11 protein-coding genes and 1 pseudogene are annotated in these 16,753 nt (G+C 69.1%); 9 read left to right on the top strand and 3 right to left on the bottom strand.

The genetic code is table 11. The annotated features are described in order from the left end of the window. Positions 1 to 104 precede the first annotated feature (104 nt). Together MJ783_RS14540 and dxs are read left to right on the top strand one after the other, a co-directional pair. Positions 105 to 1,391 (top strand): class I SAM-dependent RNA methyltransferase, encoded by a 1,287-nt coding sequence (locus MJ783_RS14540; protein WP_239310974.1) that lies wholly within the window; start codon positions 105 to 107, stop codon positions 1,389 to 1,391. A gap of 374 nt (positions 1,392 to 1,765) precedes the next feature. Next, complete coding sequence (gene dxs, locus MJ783_RS14535) at positions 1,766 to 3,712, top strand: 1-deoxy-D-xylulose-5-phosphate synthase (protein ID WP_239310973.1); 1,947 nt, start codon at positions 1,766 to 1,768, stop codon at positions 3,710 to 3,712. Between the two features lie 228 nt (positions 3,713 to 3,940). On the opposite strand, the gene MJ783_RS14530 is transcribed toward dxs, so the two are convergent. Beyond that, complete coding sequence (locus tag MJ783_RS14530) at positions 3,941 to 4,396, bottom strand: type II toxin-antitoxin system VapC family toxin (protein WP_239310972.1); 456 nt, start codon at positions 4,394 to 4,396, stop codon at positions 3,941 to 3,943. Further along, positions 4,393 to 4,653 (bottom strand): hypothetical protein, encoded by a 261-nt coding sequence (locus MJ783_RS14525; RefSeq protein WP_239310971.1) that lies wholly within the window; start codon positions 4,651 to 4,653, stop codon positions 4,393 to 4,395. The genes MJ783_RS14530 and MJ783_RS14525 overlap by 4 nt, the downstream gene beginning before the upstream one ends. Before the next feature lie 94 nt (positions 4,654 to 4,747). On the opposite strand from MJ783_RS14525, the gene MJ783_RS14520 reads away from it, so the two are divergent. Next, complete coding sequence (locus MJ783_RS14520; protein WP_370651630.1) at positions 4,748 to 5,854, top strand: lysylphosphatidylglycerol synthase transmembrane domain-containing protein; 1,107 nt, start codon at positions 4,748 to 4,750, stop codon at positions 5,852 to 5,854. Here the strand turns inward: MJ783_RS14520 and MJ783_RS14515 are convergent. Continuing rightward, positions 5,768 to 6,250: a pyridoxamine 5'-phosphate oxidase family protein gene (locus MJ783_RS14515; RefSeq protein WP_239310970.1), complete on the bottom strand. Its 483-nt coding sequence runs from the start codon at positions 6,248 to 6,250 to the stop codon at positions 5,768 to 5,770. The two genes, MJ783_RS14520 and MJ783_RS14515, sit on opposite strands and share 87 nt — an antisense overlap. 322 nt (positions 6,251 to 6,572) lie before the next feature. Here MJ783_RS14515 and MJ783_RS14510 point away from each other — a divergent pair, with 322 nt between their 5' ends. The 6 genes and pseudogenes from MJ783_RS14510 to MJ783_RS14485 form a co-directional block, all read left to right on the top strand. Continuing rightward, positions 6,573 to 8,615 carry an FAD-dependent oxidoreductase gene (locus tag MJ783_RS14510; protein WP_239310969.1) on the top strand — a complete coding sequence of 681 codons (2,043 nt, stop codon included), beginning with the start codon at positions 6,573 to 6,575 and terminating at the stop codon, positions 8,613 to 8,615. 239 nt (positions 8,616 to 8,854) lie between these two features. Next, positions 8,855 to 9,943: a phosphate ABC transporter permease subunit PstC gene (gene pstC / locus MJ783_RS14505; protein ID WP_239310968.1), complete on the top strand. Its 1,089-nt coding sequence runs from the start codon at positions 8,855 to 8,857 to the stop codon at positions 9,941 to 9,943. Further along, the gene (gene pstA / locus MJ783_RS14500; protein ID WP_239310967.1) at positions 9,943 to 11,109 is read left to right on the top strand and encodes a phosphate ABC transporter permease PstA; all 1,167 of its coding nucleotides are present in this window, start codon (positions 9,943 to 9,945) and stop codon (positions 11,107 to 11,109) included. Before pstC ends, pstA begins: the two co-directional genes overlap by 1 nt. Beyond that, complete coding sequence (locus MJ783_RS14495) at positions 11,109 to 12,860, top strand: phosphate ABC transporter substrate-binding protein PstS (RefSeq protein WP_239310966.1); 1,752 nt, start codon at positions 11,109 to 11,111, stop codon at positions 12,858 to 12,860. Before pstA ends, MJ783_RS14495 begins: the two co-directional genes overlap by 1 nt. A 204-nt stretch (positions 12,861 to 13,064) precedes the next feature. Next, on the top strand, positions 13,065 to 14,219 hold the full coding sequence (locus MJ783_RS14490; RefSeq protein ID WP_239310965.1) for a PstS family phosphate ABC transporter substrate-binding protein: 1,155 nt from the start codon (positions 13,065 to 13,067) through the stop codon (positions 14,217 to 14,219). Between the two features lie 267 nt (positions 14,220 to 14,486). Beyond that, a pseudogene (locus tag MJ783_RS14485) lies at positions 14,487 to 16,753 on the top strand (hypothetical protein); the annotation flags it as partial.

Here is a 16,753-nt window from a genome sequence, read left to right as displayed (position 1 = left end):
GGGGGGGCCGGACGGGCCGGGCGAGCCGGGCGAGCCGGGCGAGCGGCGGCTCAGCCGTCGGCCGCGGCGCCGGCTGAGGGCACGGACGCCGAAGCGACCCGGCGGTGAGCGGTCACCGCCCCCAGCCGGGCGTTCCCGAGCGGGCCGCCGGCGAATCCGTGCGGGTTGTCGAGCTTGACATCGGGCCTGTCGCGCATGGCGGGATGTGCGTGGCCCGCCACCAGGGCCGGGTTGTCTTCGTCCGGCACGCGCTGCCGGGTGAACGGGTCCGGGCCTGCCTGACCGACACCTCGCACGACCGGTACTGGCGGGCTGACGCCGTCGAGGTCCTGCGGCCGTCGGCGGACAGGGTGGCCGCGCCGTGCCCGCATGCCGGGCCCGGCCGTTGCGGCGGATGCGACTGGCAGCACACCTCCGTTGCCGCGCAGCGTCGCTTCAAAGCCGGGGTGGTCCGTGAGCAGCTGCGCCGACTGGCCGGGCTCGACTGGCCGGTGGAGGTCGAGGCGCTGGATCCGCCGCCCGGCGCGCTGCCCGACGGCCTGGGGTGGCGCACCCGGATGCGTTACACGCTGACGGAGCAGGGCGAGGTCGCCTTGCGCGGGCACCGCTCGCACGAGATTGTCGCGGCGGCGGACTGCCGGATAGCGCACCCGCTCGTGCGCGCCGCCGTCGCCGGTCGGACCTTCCCGGCGGCCGGCGCGGGCACTGCCGATGGCGCTGCCGGGCCTGAGATCGACGTGGCCGCGAGCGTGTCGAGCGGCAGCACGATTATCACATCGGAAGCCCGTGCTGCCGGTTTTTCTGCCGGCGATGCCGACACCGAGATCGTCGAGGTGGTACGCGGGCGCCGGTTCATCCTGGCTCCCGGGGTGTTCTGGCAGGTCCACCCGGGTGCGCCCGAGGCGCTGGTGGACGCGGTCCTGACCGGCCTGGCGCCGCGCGCCGGGGAACGGGCGCTCGACCTGTACGCGGGCGCGGGCCTGTTCACCGCCGCGCTTGCCGAAGCCGTCGGTCCCGGCGGTCTCGTGGTGGCGATGGAGTCCGACCCGCGCGCGGTGGCCTCCGCCGCGCGCAGCCTCGCCGACCTCCCGCAGGTGTCGTTACGGGGCGTCCGGGTTTCGCCCGGCTCCCTGCGCGGGCTGGCCGGTACCGGCGCTGACATCGTCGTCCTCGATCCGCCCCGAGCGGGCGCGGGCACCGCTGTGATGCGCGAACTGCTTGCGTTGGGCCCCCGGGCGGTCGTGTACGTGGCCTGTGATCCCGCCTCGCTGGGCCGGGATCTCGCGGTGGCCGTCGCGCAGGGCTACTCCCTGGCGGAGCTGCGGGCGTTCGATCTGTTCCCGATGACCGCCCATGTCGAATGCGTGGCGTTACTGCATGGGCCGGTCTGATGACACACGGTCTGATGACACAACGGGGGAGCCCGCGCCCAGCGAGGCCCGTGTCCGGACACGCCCGCGCACTCCCCAGCCCGGCTGGGCGCCACGTCCGAGGCCGATGTCACGTCCGATGTCATGTCCGATGTCACGGTGGCGGACACGCCCGGCGAGAGGAACACGCACGTGTCCCGGCGCCGCTGGGGGGCCGGATACTCATGGGCAAACCACGCATCGTAAGCGTCGACTGGCCTTCTTGCTACCTGTTTGGGACGTGTTCACATGTCCAATCCGCGACCGCGACTGATCCCCTGACCTGCGTAGACTGAGCGGCGTCCGGGGCCGATCCCCTCAAAAAGGGGGAGGAAGTGCACGGAGAGGAAGTGTCGGTGTCGCTTCTGTCGACCGTTCGCAATCCGCACGATCTGAAGAGACTGGCAGTCGACGATCTTCCCGCGCTGGCGGCGGAGATCCGCGACTTTCTTATTCACGCGGTGGCGCGCACAGGTGGTCATCTCGGGCCGAACCTCGGCGCCGTCGAGCTGACCATCGCGATCCACCGGGTGTTCGACTCGCCCCATGACCGGATCCTGTGGGACACCGGCCACCAGTCCTATGTTCACAAGATCCTGACCGGCCGCGCGGACGCGTTCGCGGACCTGCGGCAGCGGGGTGGCCTGTCCGGGTATCCCAGCCAGGCCGAGTCACCGCACGACATCATCGAGAACTCGCACGCCTCGACAGCCCTGTCCTACGCCGATGGGCTGGCCCGGGCGTACGCGCTGCGTGGTGAGTCCCGCGCGGTCGTCGCCGTTGTGGGCGACGGCGCGTTGACCGGCGGCATGTGCTGGGAAGCGTTGAACAACATCGCGGCTGCGGACCGCCCGGTGATCGTGGTCGTCAACGACAACGGGCGCTCCTACGCCCCGACCATCGGTGGGCTGGCCGATCATCTGGCTGCCCTGCGGCTCGCGCCCGAGTACGAGCAGGTCCTCGACGTCGTCAAGCAGGTACTCGGCCGTACCCCGCTGGTCGGTGCGCCGCTCTACGACGCCCTGCATGGGATCAAGAAGGGCATCAAGGACGTCGTCCAGCCCCAGGGCATGTTCGAGGACCTCGGCCTGAAGTACGTGGGGCCGGTGGACGGGCACGACGTCCACGCGGTCGAGTCGGCGCTGCGGCGGGCCCGTGACTTCGGTGGGCCGGTGATCGTCCACTGCGTGACCCGCAAGGGCTTCGGCTATCCAGCCGCCGAGCAGGATGACGCCGACTGTTTCCACGCGGTCGGGGTCATCGACCCGAGTACCGGCAAGCCGGCCACGGCCGGCAGCGGCGGCGGCACCAGCTGGACGGGCGTCTTCTCCGATGAGATCGTCCAGATCGGCCATGAGCGTCCGGACGTCGTCACCCTCACCGCGGCCATGCTGCAGCCGGTCGGTCTGCAGAAGTTCGCCACGGCCTTTCCCGACCGGGTGTTCGACGTCGGTATCGCCGAGCAGCATGCGGTCACCTCCGCCGCGGGCCTGGCCATGGGCGGCCTCAAGCCGGTGGTGTGCGTCTACGCGACATTCCTCAACCGCGCCTTCGACCAGGTGCTGATGGACGTCGCCATGCACCGGCTGCCGGTCACCTTTGTCCTGGACCGGGCCGGTGTCACCGGTGAGGACGGGCCATCCCACAACGGCATGTGGGACATGTCCTTTCTGCAGCTCGTACCCGGGCTGGCACTGGCCGCGCCGCGGGACGAGCCCACGCTGCGGGCCGAGCTCCGCGAGGCGCTGGCGATCTCCGACGGGCCGTCGGTGGTGCGCTTCGCCAAGGGCAAGATCAACCCGGACATCCCCGCGATCGAGCGGGTTGGGTCGGTCGACATCCTCTACCGCTCGCCCGAGGCGACACCGTCGCGGGAGGTTCTCCTGGTAGCGGTGGGTGCGATGGCGAGTACCTGCCTGCAGGTCGCCGAGCGGGTCGCGAGCCACGGTATCGGGATCACGGTTGTCGACCCGCGGTGGGTCAAGCCACTGGATCCGGTGCTCGTGGACCTCGCCCGGATGCATTCGCTCGTGGTCACGGTCGAGGACAACGGCCGGGTCGGCGGGGTCGGGTCGACCTTCGCGCAGATGCTGCGGGATGCCGACGTCGACGTGCCGCTGCGCGACTTCGGCATCCCGCAGGCCTTCCTCGACCAGGGCAAGCGTCCGGAGGTCATGGCCGACATCGGCCTGTCCGCCCAGGAGCTCGCCCGCAAGGTCGTCGAGATGGTTGCGGGGCGCGCGTCCGTCCTCGACGAGGATGCCGAGGAGTCCGAGGAGGAAAGCGCGGCCGGTCAGCTCTGAGCTCCACACCACCCCTCGGGGTCGGTAAGGCCAAGAGAGTACGGGTGCCCGTACTCTCTTGGCCGGGCAGAAACCCCGTTGCCGGCAGCAACCCGATACGCGCCCTAGAGCGCCCGAGAAGAGGACTGTCCGGCTCCCGCATCCCGCCCGGCCGCGTTGTCGTCAGTCGGCGCCCAACACCAGGGCCCTTCCTCCGCTGCCTTGCCGGATCGGGCGCGGATGAGCCGCTCACTGATCGAACGCCCTATCCTCGGGCGCTCTTAGTGGATCAATCCATCGGACGCCTGGAAAGCGGGCGAAGTCGGCGTCGCTGGAGCATAGCTCGGCGCTGTGCTCGACGGCGAGAGCGGCGAGATGTGCGTCGGACGTGAGGTTCCCAGCCGTTCCCAGCGGTGCCAGCAACTGGCGTAGAACCGCAGCGTGACGTTCGGTGGGATGGACGATCACGACACAGGGTCTGGCAAGCCATCCATCAACGATGTCGAGAATTTCGTCCGGACGGAACGGGTTCCGAAAGATCGTGGCGTGTGTCGTCAGGCGGATAACCGCAAGCAGCACCGGCCACGCGAACGCAACGGTCTCGGCGCCCGACAGCGTGCGTTCGAGCCAGGCTCTCGATGATTGATGTCGTGGTGAGGTGTCGTCGAGTGCGTAGATGAGCAGGTTGACGTCTGGCAGCTTCATGTACGGAGCTCAAGCCTGTTGATGATCTCCGCGTCCTCGAATTCGGTACTTAGCCGCAGTGCCTTGTCGAGGTCGACATCCGGTCGTAGCCCGAGCGACCGAGTGGGTAGCCGATAGGCCGGAACGTCCTGGCGTCTACTCGCCAGGCCGGCGCGGACGAGTGCGTTCAGGGCTTCCTTGAAGGAAATGCCCCGTTCGCGAACCACTTCCCGGAGAGCCATCGCGACATCTGGGTCGAGAGTCACTGTCGTACGCATCCTGGCATCATAGCATCAGGTTGTTTGCTGTCATGATGGCGTGATGATGTGATGCTGTTGTCGGAGTTGACCGGATCAACGCTACGCTGAGCGGATGTGGCATGTACGTTCTGTTGGCAGAAGGGTTGGTCGACCGGCCGGGCGCTGTCACCCAGAACCGAGCCGACAAGAACTGGGCCGACCAGGACCGGGCCAGTTAGAACCCAGGCGTCGAGGGCCGCGGTGGTGGTTGGCGCGGGCGGCGTTGCTGCTGGCGGTCGGGTTGCTCGGCCTTGCGCTGGTCGGTCAGTGGAACGCGGTCCGGGCGTCGTTCGACGAGCTGACCGTGGTGAGCGTCGCCGCGGCCGGGGGCGTCACCGTGCTGGCGGTCGGGACGAGCGTGTTGTCCTGGCGGGCACTGCTGGTGGGGCTCGGCACGGCGCTGCCGTTACAGGCGGCCGTGCGGGTGTTCTTCGTCGGGCAGATCGGCAAGTACGTCCCGGGCAGCGTGTGGCCGGTGCTGGCGCAGATGGAGCTGTCGAGGGCCTACGGCGTGTCCCGGGTGAAGGCCGCGTCGGCGAGCCTGATCGTGCTGGCGCTGGCGGTCCCGTGCGGCGGGCTGGCCGCGGCCGTGACCCTGCCGTTCGTGTCGGCGACCGCGTTAGGTCACTACGGGTGGGCGCTGCTGACGGTACCAGGGCTTGCGGTGGTGCTGTATCCACCGGTGCTGTCCAGGTTGCTGGCGCTCGCGTTCGGCCTGCTGCGCCGGCCACCGCTGGAGCGTCCGCTTGCCGTCCGCCCGGTGCTGGCCGGTGCCGGCTGGCTGCTGACGGGCTTTGTCCTCTACGGCGTGGCGACCTGGCTGCTGGTGCGTGATCTTGCTCCGTCCGTGCACGGGCCCCGCCTGCTGCTGCTCGCGGTTGGCGGGTACGCGCTCGCGTGGACGGCTGGGTTCCTCGTCCCGCTGGTCCCGGCTGGTGCGGGCGTGCGCGAGGCCGTACTGATCCTGGCGTTGGCGCCGGTGCTCGCGCACGGCCCGGCGACGTTGCTCGCCCTGGTCAGCCGGCTGCTCGCGACCGTGGCCGACCTGCTGTGGGCGGTATGCGGCGCGGCCGTGCGTACCGGCGGACGAGAGCTACGTGCGGGTGGTTCGCCTGGGCTGCTCCCCCTCGCGCCAGAAGTCGATGGTGAGCTCCTCACCGGCGACCCCGATCATGCTTAGGCCGGTGACGTCGATCCTGAACAGGGTGAACGGCTCGGGTACCGGCGTGGCGGTGGCTGCGGCCCACGCGGCCTGGTAGGCGTCCAGGCTTTCGGTGCCGGTCACGACGGCCGCCCTGCCGTTGATCTTTGCGTCGCCTTCGGTGACGTTCTTGTCGGTGGTTGCGCTGTGCAGGGCGCATCGTGGGTCCCCGCACAGATCGGCTCCCTTCCGGGAGCCGGGCATCATGCCGAGCCACAGCTCGCCGAGTGCGAACAACGGCTCGACCCCGCTCACCCGAGGAGATCCGTCACGCCGGATGGTCGCGAGGATCGCGAGCCCGTGCGCCTCGAAGCGCCCCCGGACCGCAGCCGCCAGCTCGGGCGCGGCTCGTTCAGCCTCACTCCAGTTCGCCATACCGCCCATGCTGCCAGGCACCGGCCGGTTCCCGGCCGGCTCCTGGACGCTTCCGGGGGAGAGAGCAACTGATTTACCGTGCGGTCTCCCGCTGGACGTTGGATCGGTGTGTGCATGTGACGTGCTGGTCGTTGCTTCCGGGAATCACGCGTCGTTAAGGTCCAAGCTGCCGGCTGGGAGATCGACGTACGGAGCGCCATGAGCATCGGCGGCCCGCTGCCGGCGTCGCCGTCTCGACAGGGCGTCGTCGTTCCACCCAGCTGCCCGATGCGCCCGGCTGCCCGACGCGCCGGCCGGCGTCAACCGACCGACGAGGGGATCCATGGCCCGCCGACCGATCATGAGCGCTGGGCCGCACCGCCGGGATCTGCTCCGGATGGCGGCTGCCGCCGGTTCGGTCGCGGCCCTTGAGCTGACCGTCACATCGTCAGCCAGCGCGGTCGCACCGATAACGGCGGATCTGTGCGTGTATGGCGCGACCATGGCCGGCGTCGCCGCCGCCGTGCAGATGCGTCGCATGGGCGGCTCGGTTGTGATCATCGAACCGACCGCCCACATCGGCGGTATGACAACGGGCGGGCTCAGCCAGACCGACATCGGTACGGGCGGCGCCGTCGGTGGGTTCGCGCGCGAGTTCTACCGCAGAGTGTATGTCGCCTACAACGGCGGCCCGCTCGGAGCCGCGACGCCGATGCAGACCACCTTTGAGCCTCGGGTGGCCGCGGCTGTCATGACCGACCTGCTCACCGGTGCGCAGGTGCCGGTCTACACCCGGCGGACGCTGGCCTCCGTCGGCCGCAGCGGCTCCCGGCTCACCTCGGTGGTGGCCGGTGACGGCACCGTGGTACGGGCCCAGATGTTCATCGATGCCTCCTACGAGGGGGACCTGCTGGCACTCGCCGGGGTGCGCTATGTGATCGGCCGTGAGTCGAACGCGGTGTACGGCGAGTCCAACAACGGGGTGCAGCTGCTTGCCAAGAACCAGTTCACCGCCGCGGTCGACCCGTACCGGCGTGCGGGCGACCCGGCCAGCGGGCTGCTTCCCGAGATCTCCGCGGCCGCCCTCGCGGCCACCGGCAGCGGTGACGCTCATGTCCAGGCGTACTGTTACCGGCTCTGCCTGACCAAGGCGCCGAACCGGATCGCGTTCCCGCGGCCGGCCGGCTATGACCCGAGCCGCTACGCCCTCGTACCGCGCCTGATCGCGGCCGGGTACGCCGACCCGTTCACCGACAAGGCCGCGGCGTTCATGAACAACACGGTGTTGCGGAACGGCAAGTTCGACGCAAACAGCGCCGGGCCGTTCTCGTTCGACCATGTTGGCGCCGCCGACGGGTACCCGCGCGCGAGCTGGTCCCAGCGTGCGCAGATCGTGGCTGATCACACTTCCTACCAGCAGGGCCTGCTCTACTTCCTGGCGAACGACAGCGCGGTGCGCTCGGACGTCCGCTCCGCGGTCGCGGCCTTCGGGCTGGCACCCGACGAGTTCACCGCCACCGGCAACTGGCCGCCGCAACTCTATGTGCGCGAAGCTCGTCGGATGGTGAGCTCGCGCTACGTCCTCACCGAGGCGGACTGTCGCGGCCAGACCGCGGTCGCCGACGGCGTCGGGCTCGCGAGCTACTCGCGGGACTCCCACAACTGCCAGCGGCTCGTCGTCGGTGGGCAGGTGAAGAACGAGGGCGACATCCAGATCGCGTTACCCGCGCCGTTCCGGCTGCCGTACCGGGCGATGGTTCCCGACAGCGCGCAGTGCACGAACCTCATCGTCCCGGTCTGCCTGTCGGCGTCGCACGTCGCCTACAGCTCGCTGCGGATGGAACCGGTTTTCATGATTCTCGGGCAGGCGGCCGGCGCCGCGGCCAAGCTCGCGCTCGACAGCGGGGCCAACGCGCAGGGAGTCGATCCCGCGGCGCTTCGCGCGCGGCTGTTCGAGGACATGGCCGTGCTCGACTATCCCGACGTCGCTGTCGACGACACCGACCCGATGACGGCGGTCACCGGCTCCTGGCCGGCCAGTTCGGCGATCGCGGGCTACTACGGGACCGGCTATCTGCATGACAACAACGCTGGCAAGGGCGGCAAGAGCGTCCGTTTCGTCCCGTCCCTCCGGGCGGCCGGTACCTATCGGGTGTACCTGCGGTGGACGTCGACGGCCGCGCGGGCGTCGAACGTGCCGGTGACCGTTGCCTACCGGGGCGGTTCGGCAACGCTCACCGTGGATCAACGTGTCGGGGGCGGCCGGTGGGCGTTGCTCGGGGCGTGGCCGTTCGACGCGGGCACGGCAGGGAGCGTGACCATGGCGACCACCGGAACCGACAACTATGTGGTCGCCGACGCGGCTCGCTTCGTCCGCTCCGGTTGATCGCTTCGTCCGGACCGGACGGCCGCATCGACCGGGCCGGTCCCCGGCCGCGAGAATGAGCGGCCGTTCATTTCGTATACCCGGGGACCCGCCCACCGGCCAGCAGAATTCGGGGCCTGTTCACCTTCGGCTCGCCACCCGAGAGGCGACGTCTGTTTTTATGTCAAAGCAATGGAGCGGAACCGGCGTCGCCGACGCCGGTCAGGGGGTAACTCCACTGTGACGTACGGTGCGTATACATGATGACCGAAGAGCGTTCGACCATGAATTTTCTCGGCTGGCTGAAACTACCCCGAGCCGCGGTTATGGGGGCCGGCTCTGGCGCGGCGGGCGCCGGCGCGGGCTCGGTCGCCCCGGCTGAGGCGCGGCGCGACACGAACCCGCGCCCCGGCCCGGCTGACCGGCTGTTTCACGGCGTCGGCCGGACGGCCGCCATAACCGTGATGACGACGATGGGCTTCATCGGTGTATTCCTGCTGTACAAGGCGCTGCCGGCGCTGCGGCGGGTCGGCTGGTCGTTTTTCACCGAAACCCAGTGGCTGCCGAGCTCGACCAGGTTCGGCGTCGGCGCCGTGCTGCCGGGGACGATCCTCATTGCCGGCGTCGCGTTGGTTGTCGCCGTTCCACTGTCGATCTGTACGGCTTTGTTCGTCGCCGAGTACGCGCCCCGGGCGCTGCGCCGCCCGATGGTTTCGCTGCTTGACCTCATGGCCGCTATTCCAAGCATCGTCTACGGGCTGTGGGGGTTTTTCTTTCTCCAGCCGCGAGCCATCACGGTGAGCCGCTGGCTGACCGACCACCTCGGTTGGCTGCCCTTCTTCCGGACCGACGGCGGAGTCAGCGGGCTCGGCCAGTACGCCTCGTCGACCTTCATCGCCGGGCTCGTCGTCGCGCTGATGGTCACGCCGATCATTACATCGATCATGCGCGAGGTCTTCTCGCAGGCTCCGGTGGGTGAGCGGGAGGGGGCGCTGGCGCTGGGCGGCACGCGCTGGGGCATGATCCGCGCTGTCGTCATCCCGTTCGGCCGAGGCGGCATGGTCGGCGCGGTCATGCTCGGCCTGGGCCGGGCACTCGGCGAGACGATCGCCGTCTACTTGATCATCGCGCCGCTCTTCGCGTCACCCGGGCGGATGACTCACATTTTGCAGCAGGGCGGGATGTCGATTTCCTCACTCATCGCGCTGCGTTACAACGAGTCCGGTTCGTTCGGTCTGGCCGCCCTCTTCGGCGCCGGGCTGGTGCTCTTCGCCCTGACGCTCGTGGTCAACGCCTTCGCCTCGACCATCATCAGCCGGTCGCGTTCCGGCGCGGCAACGGAGATCTGATGGCGCTCACCGCACCTGCACCGCGTGGGCGCACGGCGCCCGCCGCCGGGCCGGACCTCGCCGGACCCGACCAGCCAGTACTCCCGCCGGAGGTCCGGATCCGGCCGGCTCAGGTCACTGCCAGCGACGTGACCGCCATCGGCGGATCCGCGCTCTGCGCGCTGTGCCTCACCTGGATCCTGTTCGAGCGGATTCTGCCGCTGTCGGGGACTGTCGGTTTCTGGGTGTGCTGGTACGTCCTCTTCCTGGCCGTTTACTCGACCGTGCTGCTGACGGGGGACGGCCGTGGTGTCGCGCTCGTCGACCGCGTCATGTCGGTGATCTGCCATGCGGCCGGGATAATGGTCGTTGCTTTACTTTCTGTAATAATTGGTTATACGGCGTTTCGTGGTTACACGGCCCTGCACCTCAACTTCTTCACGCGAACAATGTCGGTGACAGCCCCGTCCGACCCACTGACCTCGGGCGGGGCACTCCATGCCATTGTGGGCACGCTGTTGCAGGTCGGTGTCGCGGTATTCATCTCAGTGCCGCTCGGTATCACCACCGCGTTGTTCCTCAATGAGATACGCGGCCCTCTCGCCCGGCCGGTACGCACGATCGTCGACACGATGAGCGCGATTCCGTCGGTGGTCGCGGGCCTGTTCATCTTCGCGACCGTCGTGCTGGCGCTCGGCACGAACCGGTGCGGGTTCGCCGCCTCCCTTGCCATCACCATCATGATGATGCCGATCATTACCCGGACAGCGGAAGTGGTATTCCGGATCGTCCCCGGTGGGCTGCGGGAGGCCTCCTTCGCACTCGGCGCGAGCCAGTGGAAGACCGTGTGGCATGTTGTGCTGCCCACCGCCCGCCCAGGCCTGCTGACAGCGGTCATTCTCGGGGTTGCGCGCGGCGTTGGTGAGACTGCGCCGGTGCTGCTCACGGCGGGTTTCACCAATGACCTCAACGCCGACCCCGCCCACGGCGCGATGCTCTCCCTGCCCCTCTACGTCCTCAACTACGTCAAGTTCCCCCAGCCCGAGTCGGTCGCGCGGGCCTATGGCGCGGCGCTGACGCTTCTCGCGCTCGTACTCACGCTGTTCGTCATCGCCCGCGTTGTCGGAGGCCGTGGCCCCGGACAGCTCTCACGCCGGCAGAAGCGCCGCTCCGCGGAGGTGTCCTGATGATGCCCAATGTCTCCCCGGGAGATGCCCGCTCAGGAAACACGCCCGCACGAGGCAGGCCGCCGGGCACGAGGAGGCGCCGGCTGGTCGCCCGATTCGTCGCGATCATGCTGATCGTGGCCGCGGCCGGCGGGGCCGGGATCGGGGCGACGCCGCCCGCCAGCGCCGACGCCCCCTATGCGGCCGTGGCCGGATCCGGCTCCACCTGGAGTGAGATCATGATCAGCCAGTGGGTTCGCGACGTCCGCAAGAACGGCCTTCCGGTCAACTACACCGGTAACGGTTCTTCATCGGGACGGTCGGATTACTGGAACGGTCTCAACGACTTCGCGGTGTCCGAGATCCCGTTCCAGCCGCGGATCCCGGGCAGCAACGACACTGATGAGCTGCCGCTCGCGGCCAGGCGGCCGTATGCCTATCTGCCCATCGTCGCGGGTGGGACGTCGTTCATGTATCACCTGACCGTCGCCGGGAAACAGGTCACGAATCTCCGGCTGTCGGGCGAGACCCTTACCAAGATTTTTACCGGGGTCATCACCAACTGGTCGGATGCCGCGATCACCAGGGACAACGGTCGGCAGCTGCCGGACAAGGCCATCACACCGGTCCTTCGCTCGGATGGTTCGGGTACGTCCGCCCAGTTCACGCTCTACATGTCGAAGCAGTACCCCGGGCTCTGGGCGGACTTCTGCGGCAGGTACGCGGGTTTCACCGGCAACTGCGGGCTGCAGTCGTTCTACCCGACATTTCCCGGGGCGAAGGGCCAGGCCCTGTCAAGCGGCGTCGCCAACTATGTCGCCGCTCCGTACGGCGAGGGCTCCATCACCTACGTCGAGTACTCCTACGCCCAGCGTTCGGGATTCCCGGTCGCAAGCATCCTGAATGCCGGTGGCTATTACGTCCAGCCAACCGCGGGAGATGTGGCGGTGGCTCTCACGCAGGCGAAAATCAACACCGACCTCACCCAGAACCTTGACGGCGTCTACGCCTACAACGACCCTCGTGCCTACCCCATCTCGAGCTACAGCTACATGATTGTTCCGGTCGAGGCGGTGGGGCGGTTCACGCCCGACAAGGGGCGGACCCTGTCGACCTTCATGAGCTACTTTCTGTGCGCCGGTCAGCAGAAGGCGGAGAACCTCGGGTTCTCGCCCCTGCCGGTCAACCTCGTGCAGGCCGGTTTCGACCAGCTGAGCCGCATACCGGGGCACGTTGCGCCGCCTGCCCTGGCCAGCTGCAACAATCCCGCGCTGCAGGTGCTGAACACCGCGCCGGCGCCCCCCGCCTGCGCGAAGGCCGGCGCGGCGGCGTGCGCCACGACAACGGCCAGCACGTCCAGCGGCGCTGGTGGCGGCACCGGTTCCGGTAGCGGTTCCGGCGGCGCTGCCAGCGGCAGTGGTTCGGGCGGCACGGCCGGCGATACCTCCGGCGGCGCCGGGACGGGTGTTACCGGGACGGGCGGGGAGGCGTCGAACGGTACCGGCTCGGCGGGCACGGGCACGGGCACAGGCACAGGCACGACGATCGACCCGGAGACCGGACAGCTTGTCGGCGTGGCCAGCGGCAACGGCTCAGGCGGACCCGGCGGGAGCGACATCTCCGCCGCCCCGGTATCGGTGTCAAGCCTGCGCCAGGGCGGTCACCAGGCGAACATTCTTTTTGTGCTCGCCGGCCTCACCGTGTTGGCCGCCTTCTTTGTCCCACCGTTGTTGAGCGCACAGCTGAGCCGCCGCCCGCCGCCACCTGAATGAGCGCTACCCGGCCCCCGAGAATTCATTTTCTTCGCCGTCGTAAAATGTCGAGCCCAGCCGTGAACGCATATTCACGGGTGTTTGCTGAATGGTTACCCGATAGCTGCCCGGTAAATCCCCCGGATGGCTGGCCGTGTTCATCAGAAGCATGGAAACGTCACACCGGAGCCACCTGACGGCTCGGCGGTGGTTGCGTGCCGCCAGGTGAAAACCGTTCCCGACGAGGAGTGGAACATGAATATTCCGAAGAAGGCGGCCCGCGTGGTCGCCGTAACGGCCACGGCGCTGGCCGTGGGCGCCATGGGCGGACCTGCCCTGGCCGACCCGCCAGCGAACGTCACCCCGGCGGCCGGCGACATCGTCGGCGTGGGTTCGGACACCACGCAGAACATCCTGAACGACTACTCGACGTCGTACAACGCGACGAACCCGTCGAAGAAGCTCTACAGCTGGAACGCGACCGGCACAACCCCCATCACCGCGAAGGCTGGCTGTGCGAACTATGCCCGGCCGAACGGCTCGAGCGCGGGTGTCACAGCCCTGAACAACGACCCGGCCGCATACAACGCGCCCGGCGTGTGCGTCGACTTCGCGCGTTCCTCGCGTTACCCGGACGCGACGAAGCCCTCGGACGTCGACAAGACCTTCATCGCGTACGCCAAGGACGTGGTGACCTGGGCCGCGAAGCCGGTCTCGCCCAAGCTGACGCCGAAGACCGTCAGCACCAGCCAGCTGAAGAGCATCTACCTGTGCACCCTGACCGACTGGCACGTCATCAACTCGGCCCTGCCGAGCTCGCCCATCGAGCCGTACCTGCCGCAGTCGGGCTCGGGCACGCGGAACTCCTTCCTCAAGGCGCTGAACAACGGTGGTGATGTCAACGGCCCGAACGCGGCCCTGACGCCGGGCGCGTGCGTACGTCAGCCCGCCACCCTGGAGGAGAACAGCGGTGTGAGTCTCCAGGCCAACCTCCAGGCCGGAGACGCGATCGGTGACGCGCTGGTGCCGTACTCGGCTGGCAAGTGGGTCGCCCAGTCCCGCGGCGGCGACGTGGACAACCGCAATGGCTTCACCGTCCGCCAGATCGACAGCGTTCCCGCCACAGTCCCCGACGTCGCCAACGGCGCGGCCGGCCCGTACTCCCTGAACACCAGCGGCAAGTTCCCCCGCCTGCTGTTCAACGTGCTCAAGAACCAGCCTGGCAGCACCGGTCTGGACAAGATCTGGTCAGGCTACACCGCGGTCTTCGGTAAGGCCGGCTACATCTGCACCCACCCGCTCGGCGTCAACGAGGGCTTTGTCTCGCTGCCCACGTCGGGTACGGGCACGCTCTGCGGTGCCAAGTACGGCCTTTCCTAGCAGGCCAGCGGCCCGCCCCAGAGCGCACCCGTGTTAACCGCAGGGCCCGGTGTCCGCGCCGGGCTCTGCGGCGCATCCATCCATATGTTCCGTCGTGACTGGCCGGGTAGGTCCCGATACCCGGGTGGGTCCCGACACCACCGCACGCCCGTCCGCGGCGTGTCCCTCCCCGGCGCTGGAGAAGACGTGTCACCGAAATTGCCTGGCTGGCCAACGGACGCGCGCACACGGCCCTCCCCGTGCGCCCGGCGGCCGCGGGGGGCCAAGGTGCCGCGGGCGGGCGTCGCGCTCGCGCTGGCTGGCGCGGTCATGGTGTTCACCGGCTCGCTGCTGCTGCCGGGGCCGCAACCGGCACGGGCCGCGGACGTCTCGGTGGCGAGGACCTTCCCGGCACCGGCGATCGGGGCGAACGCCTCGGTGACGGTCAGCAAGACGACCGATCTCGGTTTCGAGGCGATCCACGTCAGCTGGCGGGGCTTCCCGTCCAGCGGGACGGAGCTGTCGACGAACGAGGTTCGCATCTACCAATGCCGAGCCGCGCCGAAGTCCGCCGGTGACTGCTACGGCTCCGAGACGCTGGCGTCGGGTTCCGATCCCAGCGCGCTCGGCGGGCTCAACGGCGCGGGCCCGGACGGGCCGGGTAACAGGCGCAAAGCGATCACGCAGCCGGCCGGGACGGGCAGCGCCGACTTCGTGGTCGAGACGGGGCGCGAACTGACCAGCCTTGGCTGTAACTCGACCCAGCCGTGCTCGCTGGTGCTGTGGAAGCTCACGACGCCGTCCGTCGAGCTGGTCAACAGCTGGGCGCCACACGTCACCATCCCGTTGGCCTTCCGTCTCGGCGCCGGGGCGTGCTCGATCAACAACCCCGACTTCACCTCCGCGGGCGCGCCCGTGGCGAACCTCGCGATGCTGAGCTGGACCGCCAGGTCGTGCGCGGGCACGCCCGCGCTCAATGTCGACTACTCGCTGCTCGGCGACGTCCAGGCCCGGTCGGACTATGCCGCCGGCAGCGTGGACATGGCGCTGACCACGCGCCCGGCCGCCACCGGCGCGACCGGTCCGAATCCGGTGGCCTACGCGCCGCTGGCGGTGTCCGGTATTTCGGTCGGCTTCCTGCTCGACGATCCCGTGACCCATCAGCAGGTCACCTCGCTCAGGCTGAACGCACGGCTGATCGCGAAGCTGCTCACGCAGTCCTACCCCGGTCTCTACGGTTCCGGTGGGCCGCCCGGCTGCGACCCCACGGCGCCCATCACCGGGCCTGGCAGCGCGTACTGCCCCAACCCGGGGACGGCTGGGAACCCAGTGACGATCTTCGCGGACCCGGAGTTCCAGGCGCTCAACCCCGGTGTCGCCTGGGCACGGGACTTCACCGCCCAGAACTACTTCCCGCCGGTGCTCACCGCCGACGGTGAGGACCTGACCTACGAGCTGACTCGCTGGCTCGCCGCGGACCCGGATGCGAGCGCCTTCCTCAAGGGCACCAAGGACCCGGCCGGCATGCATGTCAGCGACTACTTCCTCGACGCCTGGAACAAGGGCGGCCTGCGATTCCCGCTCGACACGTTCCGCACGGTCGATCCGACGGCGGCGATGAACATGACGTTCGCCCCGCTGAGCGGGCTGGACGCGGTCGTCCGCCAGGCCGCGGCCGGCGCTCCGGCGGGCAAGGACCCGAGCAGCATCTCCGACCAGGACCCCAGCCATCAGCCGTCCTCCTACGCGGCGGCACGACAGGGCTTCCGGTCGTTGTTCGTGCTCTTCGACAGCGCGGACGCGACCAACCTGAGCATGCCGCAGGCGGAGCTGAAGAACGCCGCCGGCTCCTTCACCACTCCGACCGGGGCAGCCATGGCGGCGGCCGTCAAAGCCATGACCGTCGATGCGGACGGCGTCCGCCAGGCCGACCACACCGCGACCGACCCGGCCGTCTACCCGCTCGTGCTGGTTCACTACGCGATGGTCCCGACCAGCGGCATCGACAGGACCAAAGCCGGCAAGATCGCCGATTTCATCGACCTGGCCGCGGTGAAGGGCCAAGAGCACGGTATCGACAACGGTCAGCTGCCCAACGGCTATCTGAGTCTGCCGGCGGATCTGGTAGCGCAGGCCCGTACGGTCGAGACCGCGGTACGCCTCCAGGCCGCGCCGGCGTCGGCCGGTACACCCACCGCTTCGGCGAGCCCGTCGCCCGGGGCGCAGGCGGCCTCCGCCGCCGCGGGCAATGCCGCCGTGGGCGGCACCACAACGTCCGGGCAGGACAGCGGCGACACGTCGGCGAGTGCTGGCGGTACCACCTCGACCGGCGGCGGCACGGCCACGCCCGCCCCCAGCCCGACGGCGACCGCTCGGTCCGGCGCCAGCCCATCGGCCCGAGCCGTCCCGAGGGCGAGCGCCACCTCGGCGTTCACCACGTCGGCCAGGTCGGGACCGCTGGTGGAGTCCACCGGCGTCGGGCGGCACGCCATACTTCTCCTGGTCGTGATCGGATTCGCTTCCGTGGTATTCGGCCTGGGGCTTGTCGGGTACTC

This window comes from Protofrankia sp. Cj3, assembly GCF_917627355.1.
Classification (GTDB): domain Bacteria; phylum Actinomycetota; class Actinomycetes; order Frankiales; family Frankiaceae; genus Protofrankia.
This window is presented reverse-complemented; position numbering and strand designations above follow the sequence as displayed.